The sequence below is a fragment of the Pseudomonas sp. HS6 genome (assembly GCF_023375815.1).
Lineage (GTDB): Bacteria > Pseudomonadota > Gammaproteobacteria > Pseudomonadales > Pseudomonadaceae > Aquipseudomonas.
The window spans coordinates 3,328,823-3,342,353 of record NZ_CP067412.1; the positions used below are offsets into that span (position 1 = coordinate 3,328,823).

14 protein-coding genes are annotated in these 13,531 nt (G+C 61.1%); 8 read left to right on the top strand and 6 right to left on the bottom strand.

The features are described from left to right. Positions 1–38: 38 nt before the first annotated feature. Positions 39–1,397, top strand: coding sequence for an 8-oxoguanine deaminase (locus JJN09_RS15100; protein ID WP_249482458.1), 1,359 nt, complete (start codon positions 39–41; stop codon positions 1,395–1,397). 124 nt (positions 1,398–1,521) lie between these two features. Here the strand turns inward: JJN09_RS15100 and JJN09_RS15105 are convergent, their stop codons facing one another. Further along, on the bottom strand, positions 1,522–2,613 hold the full coding sequence (locus tag JJN09_RS15105; RefSeq protein WP_249482459.1) for a calcium:proton antiporter: 1,092 nt from the start codon (positions 2,611–2,613) through the stop codon (positions 1,522–1,524). 286 nt (positions 2,614–2,899) lie between these two features. Between JJN09_RS15105 and JJN09_RS15110 the strand changes: the two genes are divergently transcribed. The 3 genes from JJN09_RS15110 to JJN09_RS15120 all read left to right on the top strand — a co-directional run bounded on the left by JJN09_RS15110 (position 2,900) and on the right by JJN09_RS15120 (position 6,054). Next, positions 2,900–3,973 (top strand): BMP family ABC transporter substrate-binding protein, encoded by a 1,074-nt coding sequence (locus JJN09_RS15110; RefSeq protein ID WP_249482460.1) that lies wholly within the window; start codon positions 2,900–2,902, stop codon positions 3,971–3,973. A gap of 79 nt (positions 3,974–4,052) precedes the next feature. Then, on the top strand, positions 4,053–5,018 hold the full coding sequence (locus JJN09_RS15115) for a 2-oxoglutarate and iron-dependent oxygenase domain-containing protein (protein ID WP_249482461.1): 966 nt from the start codon (positions 4,053–4,055) through the stop codon (positions 5,016–5,018). Positions 5,019–5,100: 82 nt separating this feature from the next. Beyond that, positions 5,101–6,054, top strand: coding sequence for an adenosine deaminase (locus JJN09_RS15120; protein WP_249482462.1), 954 nt, complete (start codon positions 5,101–5,103; stop codon positions 6,052–6,054). A gap of 49 nt (positions 6,055–6,103) precedes the next feature. Here JJN09_RS15120 and JJN09_RS15125 read toward each other — a convergent pair whose 3' ends face one another. The 3 genes from JJN09_RS15125 to JJN09_RS15135 all read right to left on the bottom strand — a co-directional run bounded on the left by JJN09_RS15125 (position 6,104) and on the right by JJN09_RS15135 (position 9,579). Continuing rightward, positions 6,104–7,483, bottom strand: a complete 1,380-nt coding sequence (locus JJN09_RS15125) for an MFS transporter (RefSeq protein ID WP_249482463.1) — start codon at positions 7,481–7,483, stop codon at positions 6,104–6,106. 125 nt (positions 7,484–7,608) lie between these two features. Continuing rightward, positions 7,609–8,343, bottom strand: coding sequence for a helix-turn-helix transcriptional regulator (locus JJN09_RS15130; protein ID WP_249482464.1), 735 nt, complete (start codon positions 8,341–8,343; stop codon positions 7,609–7,611). A 306-nt stretch (positions 8,344–8,649) separates the two neighbouring features. Further along, on the bottom strand, positions 8,650–9,579 hold the full coding sequence (locus JJN09_RS15135) for a LysR family transcriptional regulator (RefSeq protein WP_249482465.1): 930 nt from the start codon (positions 9,577–9,579) through the stop codon (positions 8,650–8,652). A 116-nt stretch (positions 9,580–9,695) separates the two neighbouring features. On the opposite strand from JJN09_RS15135, the gene JJN09_RS15140 reads away from it, so the two are divergent. The 3 genes from JJN09_RS15140 (at position 9,696) to JJN09_RS15150 (ending at position 11,375) form a co-directional block, all read left to right on the top strand. After that, positions 9,696–9,989, top strand: coding sequence for a putative quinol monooxygenase (locus JJN09_RS15140; protein WP_096819697.1), 294 nt, complete (start codon positions 9,696–9,698; stop codon positions 9,987–9,989). Between the two features lie 32 nt (positions 9,990–10,021). Further along, positions 10,022–11,035: a zinc-binding alcohol dehydrogenase family protein gene (locus JJN09_RS15145; RefSeq protein WP_249482466.1), complete on the top strand. Its 1,014-nt coding sequence runs from the start codon at positions 10,022–10,024 to the stop codon at positions 11,033–11,035. Positions 11,036–11,201: 166 nt separating this feature from the next. Next, positions 11,202–11,375, top strand: a complete 174-nt coding sequence (locus JJN09_RS15150; protein ID WP_170929593.1) for a hypothetical protein — start codon at positions 11,202–11,204, stop codon at positions 11,373–11,375. Between the two features lie 10 nt (positions 11,376–11,385). Here JJN09_RS15150 and JJN09_RS15155 read toward each other — a convergent pair whose 3' ends face one another. Together JJN09_RS15155 and JJN09_RS15160 are read right to left on the bottom strand one after the other, a co-directional pair. Beyond that, positions 11,386–12,588, bottom strand: a complete 1,203-nt coding sequence (locus tag JJN09_RS15155; protein WP_249482467.1) for a multidrug effflux MFS transporter — start codon at positions 12,586–12,588, stop codon at positions 11,386–11,388. 117 nt (positions 12,589–12,705) lie between these two features. Next, positions 12,706–12,903 (bottom strand): heavy-metal-associated domain-containing protein, encoded by a 198-nt coding sequence (locus tag JJN09_RS15160; RefSeq protein ID WP_007958490.1) that lies wholly within the window; start codon positions 12,901–12,903, stop codon positions 12,706–12,708. A 148-nt stretch (positions 12,904–13,051) separates the two neighbouring features. On the opposite strand from JJN09_RS15160, the gene JJN09_RS15165 reads away from it, so the two are divergent. Then, positions 13,052–13,435, top strand: coding sequence for a hypothetical protein (locus JJN09_RS15165; protein WP_085732773.1), 384 nt, complete (start codon positions 13,052–13,054; stop codon positions 13,433–13,435). Positions 13,436–13,531: the final 96 nt, after the last annotated feature.

Below are 13,531 nucleotides of genomic sequence, written 5' to 3' on the forward strand. Positions count from 1 at the left end.
GGCAACCCTGAACCCAACTTTCAGAGGAGCCGGCCACAATGCCTGCGACCCGTATCTGGTTAAAAAATCCCCTCGCCATTTTCACGGCCAACGGCCTCGATGCACGTGGCGGTCTGGTGCTGCAAGACGGTGTGATCACCGAAGTGCTCGGCGCCGGCCAACAGCCGTCGACCCCGTGCAATGAAGTGTTCGATGCCCGTGAACACGTGATCCTGCCGGGCCTGATCAACACCCATCACCACTTCTATCAGACCCTGACCCGCGCCTGGGCGCCGGTGGTCAATCAGCCGTTGTTCCCGTGGCTGAAAACCCTGTATCCGGTCTGGGCGCGCCTGACGCCTGAAAAACTCGCCCTCGCCACCAAGGTTGCGCTGGCCGAGTTGCTGTTGTCGGGTTGCACCACCGCCGCCGATCACCACTACCTGTTCCCGGATGGCCTGGAAAACGCCATCGACGTGCAAGTCGAAACCGTGCGTGAACTGGGCATGCGCGCCATGCTCACCCGCGGTTCGATGAGCCTCGGCGAGAAGGACGGCGGCCTGCCTCCGCAGCAGACCGTGCAGGAAGGCCAGGTAATTCTCGACGACAGCCAGCGGCTGATTCACGAGTACCACGAGCGTGGTGACGGCGCGCAAATCCAGATCGCGCTGGCGCCATGCTCACCGTTCTCGGTGACCCCGGAAATCATGTCCGCCAGCGCCGAACTGGCGAACAAACTCGATGTGCGCCTGCACACTCACCTCGCCGAAACCCTCGACGAAGAAGATTTCTGCCTGCAACGCTTCGGCCTGCGCACCGTGGATTATCTGGACAGCGTCGGCTGGCTCGGCCCGCGCACCTGGCTGGCCCACGGCATCCATTTCAACCCCGACGAAATCGCCCGCCTCGGCGCGGCCGGCACCGGCATCTGCCATTGCCCGAGCTCGAACATGCGTCTGGCGTCCGGCATCTGCCCGAGCATCGACCTGACCGATGCCGGTGCACTGTTCGGTCTGGGTGTGGATGGCTCGGCCTCCAACGATGCGTCGAACATGATCCTCGAAGCGCGTCAGGCCCTGTACATCCAGCGCCTGCGTTATGGTGCCGAGAAGATCACCCCGGAACGTGTGCTGGGTTGGGCGACCAAGGGTTCGGCGAGCTTGCTGGGCCGTACCGACATCGGCGAACTGGCGGTCGGCAAACAGGCGGATCTGGCGTTGTTCAAGCTCGATGAGCTGCGCTTCTCCGGAAGTCATGACCCGATCTCGGCATTGCTGTTGTGCGGTGCGGACCGCGCGGATCGCGTGATGGTCGGCGGCAAGTGGCGCGTGGTTGACGGGCAGGTTGAAGGGCTGGATCTCAAAGGCCTGATTGCCGATCACAGCCAGGCGGCTCGGCAGTTGATTGCCGGCACCTGATTACCCAGTGGTTAAACCTGTGGGAGCTAGCCTGCTAGCGATTGCGATCTGTCAGTAAACAGAGATGTTGACTGATGTACCGTAATCGCTAGCAAGCTAGCTCCCACAGTGGTTTCTGGTGGGCTCAAAGGCCGAGCAGCGACAACATGATGAACGTCGCAAACAACACAAAATGGGTCATGCCCTCAATGGCATTGGTCTCCCCGTCATTGAGGTTGATCGCGCTGACGATCAGCGTGATGAAGATCATCACCGTCTGCACGGGCGTCATCGCCATCTGAAACGGCTGCCCCGTGTAGAGCGCCATCGCTTCCATCACCGGCACCGTCAAAATCACCGTCGATAACGAAGCGCCCATCGCAATGTTGACCACCGATTGCATACGGTTGGCCAACGCTGCACGCAACGCGGTCAAAATCTCCGGCGCTGCCGAGATCGCCGCCACCAGAATCGCCGTGATCACCGGCGGTGCGCCCGTCCCTTCCAGGCCCAGATCGAGGGTCTTGGACATCACTTCGGCCAGTGCGCCGATCACCACCACACCAAAGACCAGAATGCCGATCGACAGCGCCAGGCTGACCGGTTTCGGCTCTTGTTCCACGGGCTCTTTCTTGCGACGTTTGTCCGGGTAGCTGTAGCTGAAAAAGTAGCTGTGCGGCCCGACCTGCATGCGCAGGAACAACGCATAAAGCACCACCATCGCGCCGATGGTGAACGCCGAATAGATTTTCCAGTTGGCCTCGGGAATGAACTCCGGCACCACCATCGACACGCCCATGGCGGTGAGGATCATCACGCTGTAACTGCGGGCCGAATCATCGTTGTAGGACTGCTCGCCATGCTTGATCCCGCCCATCAATGCGGCGAGACCGAGGATGCCGTTGATGTCGAGCATGACCGCCGAATAGATCGTGTCGCGCACCAGGGTCGGCGAGGCTTCGTTGCTCATCATGATCGCCAGGATCACCACTTCCACCAGCACGGCGGCGAGGGTCAGGATCATCGTGCCGTACGGGTCGCCGACCTTTTCCGCGAGCAGTTCTGCCTGATGGGCGACGCGCATCGAGGCGGCGACGATGAATGCGATCAACACCAGCCCGCCGGTCAGGGCGACGATCTGGCCACTGTGCAGCAACCAGTGTTCCAGCGGATACGCCACGAGAGCGGCGATCAGAGCCAGCAGCAGAAAGCTTTCTTGCTTGAGGATCGTGAGCATGGTGGGCCTGCGGGCGCTGGGGACGAATGAGTTACTGACTGCGAGGCGGCGCTAATGGTTCGTTACACCTTAGCGCACCAGCCGGCAGCAACCGTTACAGCCGCTGCACTTTTATTGGCCGCACCGGCCTCATCGCGAGCAGGCTCGCTCCCACAGGGATCGCGGTGCTTTTGTGGGGGCGGGCTAGCTCGCGAACACCTCGCCGCGATTTCGAATCGATTTGTTGTCCGCTTGGTCAGCCTTTTGCATTGCCCTCCCCACACACAACAAAAGGGAGTTCGCGTTCATGCAAAAACGTCCAATGCAAACACTGCTGTGCATCGCCATGGGCCTTGGCCTCAGCCTGGGCGCCAGTGCCGCCGATCCACTGAAAGTCGGCTTCGTCTACATCGGCCCCATCGGCGACCACGGTTGGACGTATCAGCATGAACAGGGGCGCAAGGCGCTGGCGGAAAAGCTCGGCACGCAGATCACCACCAACTACGTTGAGAACGTCGCCGAAGGCGCCGACGCCGAGCGGGTGATCCGCAACATGGCCAAGGACAACTACGACCTGATCTTCACCACCTCTTTCGGCTACATGAACCCGACGGTGAAAGTCGCCAAACAGTTTCCCAAAGTGACCTTCGAGCACGCCACCGGCTACAAGCAGGACAAGAACCTCGGCACCTATCTCGCGCGCACTTATGAAGGCCGTTATGTCGGTGGTTTCCTCGCGGCGAAAATGACCAAGACCAAAAAGATCGGCTACGTCGCCTCGTTCCCGATCCCGGAAGTGATCCGCGACATCAACGCCATCCAGCTGGCCCTGAACAAGTACAACCCCGGCACCGAAATCAAAGTGGTTTGGGTCAACTCCTGGTTCGATCCGGGTAAAGAGGCCGACGCTGCCAACGCGCTGATCGATCAGGGCGTGGACGTGGTGTTCCAGCACACCGACAGCCCGGCGCCGATCCAGGCCGCCGAACGACGTGGTGTGTATGCCGTGGGCTACGCTTCCGACATGGCGCATTTCGGCCCGAAAGCCGTGCTGACCTCAATCGTCAACGACTGGGCGCCGCATTACATTCAGGCGACCCAGAGCGTGATCGACCACAACTGGAAATCCCAGGACTATTGGGGTGGGTTGAAGGAAGGCACGGTCGAATTGCCGATCAGCGATCTGGTGCCGGCGCCGGTGAAGGCCGAAGCCGAGCAGATCATTGCCGACATCAAGAGCGGCGCCCTGCAACCGTTCACCGGGCCGATCAAGGATCAGGCCGGGGTCGAGAAAATCCCGGCAGGGGTCAGCGCGACCAATGTGGAACTGGCGTCGATGAATTACTACGTCGAAGGGATGAAGGCCGAGATGCCGAAGTAACGCCTGCCCGCCATAAAACCCTGTGGGAGCCAGCAGGCTGGCTCCCACACTGGATCTCACATGACTCCAAGGATTGTGCATGAACAGCCTTCCGATCATCGACATCTCGCCGCTCTACTCTACCGACCAGAACGCCTGGTCCGCCGTCGCCGAACAGATCGACCACGCCTGCCGCGAATGGGGCTTCTTCTACATCAAGGGTCATCCGATTTCTGCGCAGCGCATCAATGCCTTACTCGATCATGCCCGGCACTTCTTTGCATTGCCGACAGCGGAAAAACTCAAGATCGACATCACCCAAACCCGTCATCACCGCGGCTACGGTGCCATCGCCACCGAGCAACTCGACCCGGACAAACCCAGCGATCTGAAGGAAACCTTCGACATGGGCCTGCACCTGCCGGCCGATCACCCCGAGGTGCTGGCAGCAAAACCCTTGCGCGGCCCCAACCGTCATCCGGCCATTCCCGGTTGGGAAACGCTGATGGAACAGCATTACCTCGACATGCAGGCCCTCGCGCAAACCCTGCTGCGGGCCATGACTTTAGCGCTGGGCATCGAGCGCGACTTCTTCGATACACGCTTCAACGAGCCAGTCAGCGTATTGCGAATGATCCATTACCCGCCGCGTCACACCGCCAGCTCCGCCGAGCAGCAAGGTGCCGGCGCGCACACCGATTACGGCTGCATAACGCTGTTGTATCAGGACGCGGCCTGCGGCTTGCAGGTGAAAAACGTAAAAGGTCAGTGGATCGACGCCCCGCCCATCGACGGCACATTCGTGGTCAACCTCGGCGACATGATGGCGCGCTGGAGCAACGACCGTTATCGCTCGACCCCGCACCGGGTGATCAGCCCGCTCGGCGTGGATCGCTACTCGATGCCGTTCTTCGCCGAACCGCACCCGGACACATGTATCGAATGCCTGCCCGGTTGTCAGGACGCACACTATCCCGCGAAATACCCGACCACTACCTGCGCCGAATTCCTGCTGTCGCGCTTCGCCGATACCTACGCCTATCGACGGGAGCAGGAAGCGGTGTGATGGATCGGTTGGTCAGGTTTTGCCAATTGTTTCGGCGGGCATCTGTAGAATGCCCGTCATTGCACCTGATGAGATTCCAATAATGTACGACTGGCTCAACGCCCTGCCCAAGGCCGAACTGCACCTGCACCTCGAAGGTTCGCTGGAGCCCGAGCTGCTGTTCGCCCTGGCCGAACGCAACAAGATCGCCCTGCCGTGGAGCGACGTCGAAACCCTGCGCAAGGCTTACGCCTTCAACAATTTGCAGGAATTCCTCGACCTGTATTACCAGGGCGCCGGCGTGCTGCGCACCTCCCAGGATTTCTACGACCTGACCTGGGCCTACCTGCTGCGCTGCAAAGAACAGAACGTGATCCACACCGAACCATTCTTCGATCCGCAGACCCACACCGACCGTGGCATCCCGTTCGAAGTGGTGCTCAACGGCATCGCCGCCGCGCTGAAGGACGGCGAGCAGCAACTGGGCATCACCAGCGGTTTGATCCTGAGCTTCCTGCGCCACCTGAGCGAAGACGAAGCGCAGAAAACCCTCGACCAGGCGCTGCCGTTCCGTGATGCGTTCGTCGCCGTAGGCCTGGACAGCTCCGAGATGGGTCACCCGCCGAGCAAGTTCCAGCGCGTGTTCGACCGTGCCCGTCACGAAGGCTTCCTGACCGTCGCCCACGCCGGCGAAGAAGGCCCGCCGGAGTACATCTGGGAAGCCATCGACCTGCTGAAAATCCAGCGCATCGACCATGGCGTGCGCGCCATCGAAGACGAGCGCCTGATGCAGCGGATCATCGACGAGCAGATCCCGCTGACCGTGTGCCCGCTGTCGAACACCAAGCTCTGCGTGTTCGATCACATGTCGCAGCACAACATCCTCGACATGCTCGAGCGCGGCGTGAAGGTCACGGTGAACTCCGATGACCCGGCGTATTTCGGCGGTTATGTCACCGAGAACTTCCATGCGCTGCACACGCACCTGGGCATGACTCAGGATCAGGCCAAACGCCTGGCACAGAACAGCCTGGATGCGCGGTTGGTAAAACCGTAACGGCCGAAAGCCGTTCGAACACACCCGTGTTCGAACGGCTTTTCAGGTCTCAGCGCACAACCGCTTCAGTCAACTCTTCCAGCGTCTTGCCCCGGGTCTCCATCCCGAACAACCACACCACCCCCGCCGCCACCGCAAAGCACAACGCCCCCAGTGCAAACACCCCGCCCTGCCCGGTGATCGGGAACACCAGACCGGTGATCAGCGGCCCGAGCAACGATCCCACGCGCCCGATAGCCGAGGCGAAACCCGAGCCCGTCGCCCGCGCCGAGGTCGGATACAACTCCGGCGTGTAGGTGTAGAGCACCGCCCACATGCCGAACAGGAAAAACTGCATCAACAGACCCGTGCCGATCAGCAATCCGACATTGCCGCCAAACACCGCACTCTGGCCATACAGAAACGCCATCACCCCGCCGCCAAGCAACGTGACGATGCACACCGGCTTACGCCCCCAGCGCTCCACCAGCCACGCCGCCATCAGAAAACCTGGAATCCCGCCGAGGGAAATCAACACCGTGTAGTACACCGACTGGGTGACCGCGAACCCCGATTGTTGCAGCAACGCACTGAGCCAGGACGTCAGTCCATAGAACCCGAGCAGCGCAAAGAACCACAGGCTCCAGATCATCATCGTGCGCTGTCGGTACTGCGGCGACCAGATCTGGCCGAGGGCCGACAGGAAGTTGCCCGGTGGCGTGATCACCCGAGGCAGGCGAACCGGCTCCGGCAACGTAGCCCCGCCGAGCGACGCCCGCACCCGATCCTCAATTGCACACAGCACCTTGTCCGCCGCGTCATGCTTGCCCGCCTGCTCCAGCCAGCGTGGCGACTCGGGAATGAAAAAACGGATCGCCAATACAAAGACCGCCGGCACCGCCAGCACCAGAAAGATGTCGCGCCAGCCAATCAGCGGCAGCAGGAAATACGACAGAACTCCGGCAGCGACAAAACCCAGCGGCCAGAAGCCGTCCATCAAGGCAATGTATCGCCCGCGACGCTTGGCCGGTATCAGTTCCGACAGCATCGATTGGGCAATCGGAAACTCCATGCCCATGCCGATCCCCAGCAGGATGCGGAACAGCGTGAGGCTCTCGACCATCTGCGCCGTGGAGCACAGGTAGCTGGCCAAGCCCCACAACACGATGCTCCACTGAAATACCGGTTTGCGACCGAAACGATCAGCCAGCAATCCTGACAGCGATGCGCCCAGCACCATGCCGAAAAAACTCGAACTGGCGAGTAGCCCGGCTTCGGCGCTGCTCAGGCCGAATTCGGTTTTGATCGAGCCGAGCAGGAAGGTCATCATCGCCAGATCCATGGAGTCGAAGAAAAACGCCAGGGCGATGATGATGAATATGATCCGGTGATAACCGCTGACCGGCAGGCGTTCCAGTCGATCTGCCGCGCTGAAGCTTCCTGTGTCCATGCCACCTTCTCCATCCGAAATGTCTGCGGATCGAGTGTGCGCGATAGCCATTCAGCGCTTGTGCCAGATGCGACCTGTTCGCAGCCGTAGGCGACGCCTGTCATCCGACAATGGCGTGAAGCGCTCTAAAACGCCATTTCCAGCTCGGTTTCCCGGGCGAATCGATGAATTTCCCGCTGTCCCGCCGCCGTCAGTTGCAGGGCGCGGGAGTCATTGGGCAGCATCAACCAGCCGGACTGCATGAACAGCTGCAATAACGCTGCGCCCAGCGAACCACCCATGTGCGGGCGTCGTTCACTCCAGTCCGGGCACGCGCAAGCCACCTGAACATTGCGATGAGCCAGCGCCTGGATGAAGACCCCACGACTGGCCAACTGTGTCGAGCCCTTATGGGTGACCACCACCCGATGTTCAAGCTGTTCAATCCAGCCGGCATCGAGCAGGCGCTGGTACAGGTCGGCCGCCAGCGTACCGCCCAGATGATCATCGCAAAAACGCGCACGCAGCAGGGACGATGGCGCGGACTGGGGCCTGGCGATGGGTGTGGTGCGCTTGAACACATCGGGAATCTCCCGTGGAGCGCTGGCAAGAGTGGCGCTTGCCAACGCCTCGATGGCCGCGCCGATTTCGGGAGCTGCCAGACGGAAGAAGCGCTTGCGCCCGCGAGCCTCGACCTTCAACAGACCGCCAGCGGACAAGCGCCCCAGATGCGCACTGGCTGAAGAGGGCGACAGCCCCGCCAGCAGCGCCAGCTCCTCGGTCTGCCGGGCCGAGCCATCCATCAACGCCCACATCATCGCGCTGCGTTTGGGATCGGCCAGCAACGTGGCGATCTGGCTGATGCAAGGTGCATGTTCCATGTATTCACTCCCTGTTGAATCGTATCGTCTACTGCTCAGAGACATCTTGACCAGTAATCAGTCGTCGGCCAAGCCGCGCAAAACGCCTTGATCCGGGGCAAGGCAACACACTTCCACCCGGCATTCGCAGTACTCGACGCGATCGTCACCGCTGCCCGGCCAGCGTCGGTCCGATCATGCCTGTGCCTGCGTGCCGGGGCAGGCTTCAAGCGGTCGCTAGTATAAGCGGGTTGCTCGCGGCGTCCTGCGCCGGAGCGGGTACAGCTGGTGATTGTTCCTGACAGAAATTTCGCTATTTACCTGCGACTAATGATCAACATGCGGAAAAACGGGAAATCGGCTACTCAATTCGGCGCAACGGCTGGCGAGCATCTCCCGCAAAAGGTTCACCGGCTTACTCAACTGTGCGCGATGGGCGCACAACAAATTCAGCGGAGCCCGCTCGCAGAGCAACCCTGGCAGCAGCACTTTCAGGCGCCCGGTGAGCACGTCGTCGGCCACATCCAGCCACGACTTGTAAGCGATGCCCGCCCCCGCGACGGCCCATAAACGCACCACATCGGCATCATCGCTGAAGCGATCGCCACTGACAGTCAGGCCGACCTCGCGTTTGCCGTCATGAAAACTCCAATGGTCATGCACCCGACTGCCCAGCATGTACAGCAGACAATTGTGCTGCGCGAGCTGCTCCAGTTGAGTCGGCTCGCCGTGTTTCGCCAGATAGCCGGGGGAGGCGCAAAGCACCCGACGGTTCTGCGCGGCGATGGGTAACGCGATCAGGCTGGAGTCTTCCGGTTCGCCGTAGCGCAAGGCGATGTCCACCGGTTGGCGAAACAGGTCGGCGATGCGGTCGCCCAGCAACAGGCGCACGGTCAGTTTCGGGTGTTCACGCTGAAATTCGTCGAGCCACGGCAGCAGCAGGTTGCGGCCGAAATCCGACGGTGCCGACAGTTGCAGAATCCCGCTGACCTGATCCTGACCGCTGGCCAGCAGACGACGGCCCTCATCCAGATTGCTCAGCGCCGCCCGAGCGTATTCGAGGAAGCCTTCGCCCTCGGAGGTCAGGCGCAGACTGCGGGTGGAACGCGCCAGCAACCGTGCGCCGAGTTGTTGCTCGATGCGCTTGAGCGCCGCGCTGGCCACGGCGGCGGACATGTCCATCACCCGGGCCGCCGCCGACAGGCTGCCCAGATCCGCCGCCCGGACAAACAACTGCAAGTCATCGAAACGCAGCATTTCAGCCTCGATTATCAAAATAATATTGAAAGAGACTGCTCTTTTAGCCGGTTTTATCTCGCGTAGAAATAGCCAATCATGCCACCCATCGAATTCATCCTGTTCCGGAGTCGAACATGTCCCAGCCATTCACCGCCATCGCCACCCTGATCGCCAAACCTGGCCAGCAGGACGCCCTCGAACAGCATCTGCGCGCACTGATCGAACCGACCCGCGCGGAAGCCGGTTGCGGCCAATACGACCTGCACCAGGACCTCGCCAACCCGCTAGCCTTTTACATGATCGAGCAGTGGGCCAGTGACGAAGCCCTGCAGGCCCACGATGACAGCGCACATATCCAGCATTTCCGGGCGCAGGCCGCAGGCTTCCTCGAACACTTCGAGCTCAAGCGTCTGCGCGCCATCGCCTGAATCCTTCCTTTAAGCACGTTTCGGAGTCATCCATGAAAGCCATCGCCTATTACGCGTCCCTGCCGATCAGCGACGAAAAATCCCTGCAAGACATCGAGCTGCCGGAGCCGGTAGCCGGCCCGCGCGACCTGCTGGTGGAAGTCAAAGCGATTTCGGTCAACCCGGTCGATACCAAGGTTCGCCAGAATGTCGCGCCAGAAGGCGGCGCCGCCAAAGTGCTGGGCTGGGACGTGGCCGGTGTGGTCAAGTCGGTCGGCAGTGAAGTGACACTGTTCAAGGCAGGCGACAAGGTGTACTACGCCGGCTCCATCGCCCGGGCCGGTGGCAACAGTGAACTGCACGTGGTCGATGAACGGATTGTCGGCCATATGCCGAAAACCCTCGGTTACGCCGAAGCCGCGGCCCTGCCGCTGACCGCCATTACGGCGTGGGAGTTGCTGTTCGAACGTCTGCAAATTCGCGAAGGCAACACTGACGAAGGTCAGAGCCTGCTGATCGTCGGCGCGGCCGGTGGCGTGGGTTCGATCCTGACCCAACTGGCCAGCCAGTTGACCGGGCTCAAAGTGATCGGCACCGCCTCTCGCCCACAAACCCGCGACTGGGTCACAGAGCTGGGCGCCGACCGGGTGATCGATCACAGCCAGCCGTTGAGCGAAGAACTGAAACGCGCCGGCCTCGGCCACGTGACCCATGTCGCCAGCCTGACCCAGACCGATCAGCATCTGGACCAACTGGTCGAGGCGCTGGCGCCGCAAGGCAAACTGGCGTTGATCGATGATCCGAAGTCGCTGGACGTGACCAAGCTCAAGCGCAAGAGCCTGTCGCTGCACTGGGAGTTCATGTACACCCGCTCGCTGTTCGAAACGCCGGACATGATCGAGCAGCACAAATTGCTCAACCGGGTGGCCGACCTGATCGATGCCGGGACGTTGAAGACCACGGTGGGCGAGCACTTCGGCACGATCAACGCGAGCAATCTGCGCCGTGCCCATGAGTTGCTGGAAAGCGGCAAGGCCAAGGGGAAAATTGTTTTAGAAAGTTTCTAAAACTCCGGAGACCGCAGTCCTCGCCGGTGCCAAAAGTATCTGGCGCGGGGGCTGCGGTCGCTTCTTGCCGTCAGTCAGATGCTTGACCCTTGTCACAATTGCGATCGTATTCGGGTCTACAATCGAAACCTCTGCGATGCAATCTTTTACGTCCGGGAGGTCAGCAATGAAGATCCTGATAAAAGAAGTGGCAAAGTCCCAGTGGCAAGTTCGTCTCGACCAGCACGCCGTGACATTCCGCAGTGAGGCTGAAGCTCGGGCCTTCACTCGCACCCTCGAAGCGCGTATCTACGCGCCCCATCAGATTCCCGACCTCGGCCAGCAACGCGCTGTCGGCTGAGTTCTTCCGTTCAGACTTCGGCCTGCGCCTTTGCCAGCGCCCGGGCATTCTGTATGCGCCGGGTGAGCATCGCCGCGCTGACCACCAACAGACCGCACAGGCTGATGACCATGGCCATCGGCACGGCGGTGCCATCGTGCAAAACCCCCACCAGCGCCGAAGCACCTGCGGCGACGCTGAACTGCATGCTGCCGAGCAACGCTGACGCACTGCCGGCGCGAGCGCCCTGCCCGTTCATCGCACTCGCCGCCGCATTGGGGCTGATACAACCCAGACTGGCCACACAGATGAACAAGGGAATCAGCAGCGGCCACAGTGCCTCGGTGTGCAAAGAGCTGACCGCAAGCAGCGTCAGCCCGGCGCCGAAGTAAACCCAGACTGCCCGTGACAGCAGAAAGGCCGGGCCACGCTTGGCCAACAGTCGTGCGTTGAACTGCGCCACCAGAATGAAACCGGCCGCGTTGGTGCCGAACAGCCAGCCGAAGTGCTCGGCTGGCACGCCATACAATTTGATGAAAATAAACGGGGAGCCAGCGATGTAGGCAAACATCCCGGCGATGGCGATGCCGCCGGTCAGGGCATGGCCCATGTAGACCGGGTCGGTCAGCAGTCGACCGTACTGACGCAGAGCACCGGACAATGGCTGACGCGGAACATGGGCCGGCAGACTTTCCGGCAGGCCGAGTGCCACCGCCAGTCCGGCCAGGGCACTGAACCCGGTCAGCACCAGGAAGATCGACTGCCACCCCGTCGTGTTGACCAGCAAACCGCCGAGCATCGGCGCCAGAATCGGTGCCAGACCCATCACCAGCATCAGTTGCGAGAAGACTTTCGCCGACCCCACCGCGTCGCATTTGTCGGCGACCACCGCCCGGGCAATCACCATCCCCGCACAACCGCCCAGCGCCTGGACGAACCGCGCGCCGATCAGCCATTCCAGATTCGGTGCATAGGCGCAGGCCAGTGATGCCAGCGTGAACAGCGTCAGCCCCACCAGCAACGGAAGCCTTCGGCCAAAGCGATCTGCCACCGGCCCGTAAGCCAGTTGACCGATGGACAGGCCAAAGAAGTAAGCCGACAGCGTCAGCTGGACGTGTTTCTCATCGGTGCCGAACGCCAGCGCCATGGTGGGAAACGCGGGGAGATAGAAATCGATCGCCAACGGACCGAAAGCGGTCAAGGCACCGAGAATCAAAATGGTACGGAAGTTCATCAGGCGTCCAGGTTCGGCAAGCAGTTGGGCGGGCACTTTAGTCGAGAGTGCAGCCCGACAGTCTAGCCGCGCGAGGACGCCTTGAACATTCCGGTAGCTCGCTAACTATTAAAAAGATCAGGCGAGTTTGATGGCATACCCTTCTTCGCTGATTGCCTCGATCACCTGCTCGGCGCTCAACGCACTTTCGACGCCGACCTCCTTCGCCGCCAGATCGACCCGCACGCTGGCCGCCGGATCCTTGCTCTGGACCGCTTGCGTGACGGCTTTGACACAGTGACCGCAAGACATGCCTTCAACAGTGAACACTTGCATGGAATGACTCCTTTGAGTGAGGTTGCCGGCAGTTTCGAGCTTGCCACGATGGCAAGGTCAAGTTCTGCAAAAAACTGCCGGGCTGGCAATCGGCGCCGCGCTCGGCCAAGCTGCGTGCATCAATGACATAAATTCAGGAGATTCAGCCATGCGCTGGTCAGCTTTCAGCCTGTTTGGCTTTCTCAGCCTCTTTGCCGCGATCCCTTCGGTGCATGCCGCCGGGGAAGATTACGGAGTGCTGATCATTTCCCGCGAGCGCCTGGAAGTCGCGACCTCCTGCGAGATCGGCGTGTACATCCAGGATCAACTGTCGGCTCGCCTGTTCCAGGAGCAAAGCACCTCGTTCAACCTGCCGCCGGGCAATGTCTCGCTGCGCCTGAAACTGCTGCCGGGGCAAATGCCGGGCTGCAACCCGGGCATGCTCGCGCCGGGCTCGCAGGAGATCAAACTGCATGCCGGTGACATTCTGAAGTTCCGGATTGCGATGAATGCGGAAGGCATGTACCTCAAGCGCACCGATCTCGGTTACTGAGCATTCAAAAAGTGTGGGAGCGAGCCTGCTCGCGATGACGGTCATACAGGCAACCTCGATGTTGACTGTAATGCCCCAATCGCGAGCAGGCTCGCT

Excerpts from the sequence above, each read along its gene's own strand:
- JJN09_RS15155 (WP_249482467.1), bottom strand. The coding sequence starts at position 12,588 with ATGAACTTCCGTACCATTTTGATTCTCGGTGCCTTGACCGCTTTCGGT.
- JJN09_RS15130 (WP_249482464.1), bottom strand. The coding sequence starts at position 8,343 with ATGGAACATGCACCTTGCATCAGCCAGATCGCCACGTTGCTGGCCGAT.
- JJN09_RS15140 (WP_096819697.1), top strand. The coding sequence starts at position 9,696 with ATGTCCCAGCCATTCACCGCCATCGCCACCCTGATCGCCAAACCTGGC.
- JJN09_RS15105 (WP_249482459.1), bottom strand. The coding sequence starts at position 2,613 with ATGCTCACGATCCTCAAGCAAGAAAGCTTTCTGCTGCTGGCTCTGATC.
- JJN09_RS15145 (WP_249482466.1), top strand. The coding sequence starts at position 10,022 with ATGAAAGCCATCGCCTATTACGCGTCCCTGCCGATCAGCGACGAAAAA.
- JJN09_RS15150 (WP_170929593.1), top strand. The coding sequence starts at position 11,202 with ATGAAGATCCTGATAAAAGAAGTGGCAAAGTCCCAGTGGCAAGTTCGT.
- JJN09_RS15125 (WP_249482463.1), bottom strand. The coding sequence starts at position 7,483 with ATGGACACAGGAAGCTTCAGCGCGGCAGATCGACTGGAACGCCTGCCG.
- JJN09_RS15165 (WP_085732773.1), top strand. The coding sequence starts at position 13,052 with ATGCGCTGGTCAGCTTTCAGCCTGTTTGGCTTTCTCAGCCTCTTTGCC.
- JJN09_RS15115 (WP_249482461.1), top strand. The coding sequence starts at position 4,053 with ATGAACAGCCTTCCGATCATCGACATCTCGCCGCTCTACTCTACCGAC.
- JJN09_RS15160 (WP_007958490.1), bottom strand. The coding sequence starts at position 12,903 with ATGCAAGTGTTCACTGTTGAAGGCATGTCTTGCGGTCACTGTGTCAAA.
- JJN09_RS15110 (WP_249482460.1), top strand. The coding sequence starts at position 2,900 with ATGCAAAAACGTCCAATGCAAACACTGCTGTGCATCGCCATGGGCCTT.
- JJN09_RS15120 (WP_249482462.1), top strand. The coding sequence starts at position 5,101 with ATGTACGACTGGCTCAACGCCCTGCCCAAGGCCGAACTGCACCTGCAC.
- JJN09_RS15135 (WP_249482465.1), bottom strand. The coding sequence starts at position 9,579 with ATGCTGCGTTTCGATGACTTGCAGTTGTTTGTCCGGGCGGCGGATCTG.
- JJN09_RS15100 (WP_249482458.1), top strand. The coding sequence starts at position 39 with ATGCCTGCGACCCGTATCTGGTTAAAAAATCCCCTCGCCATTTTCACG.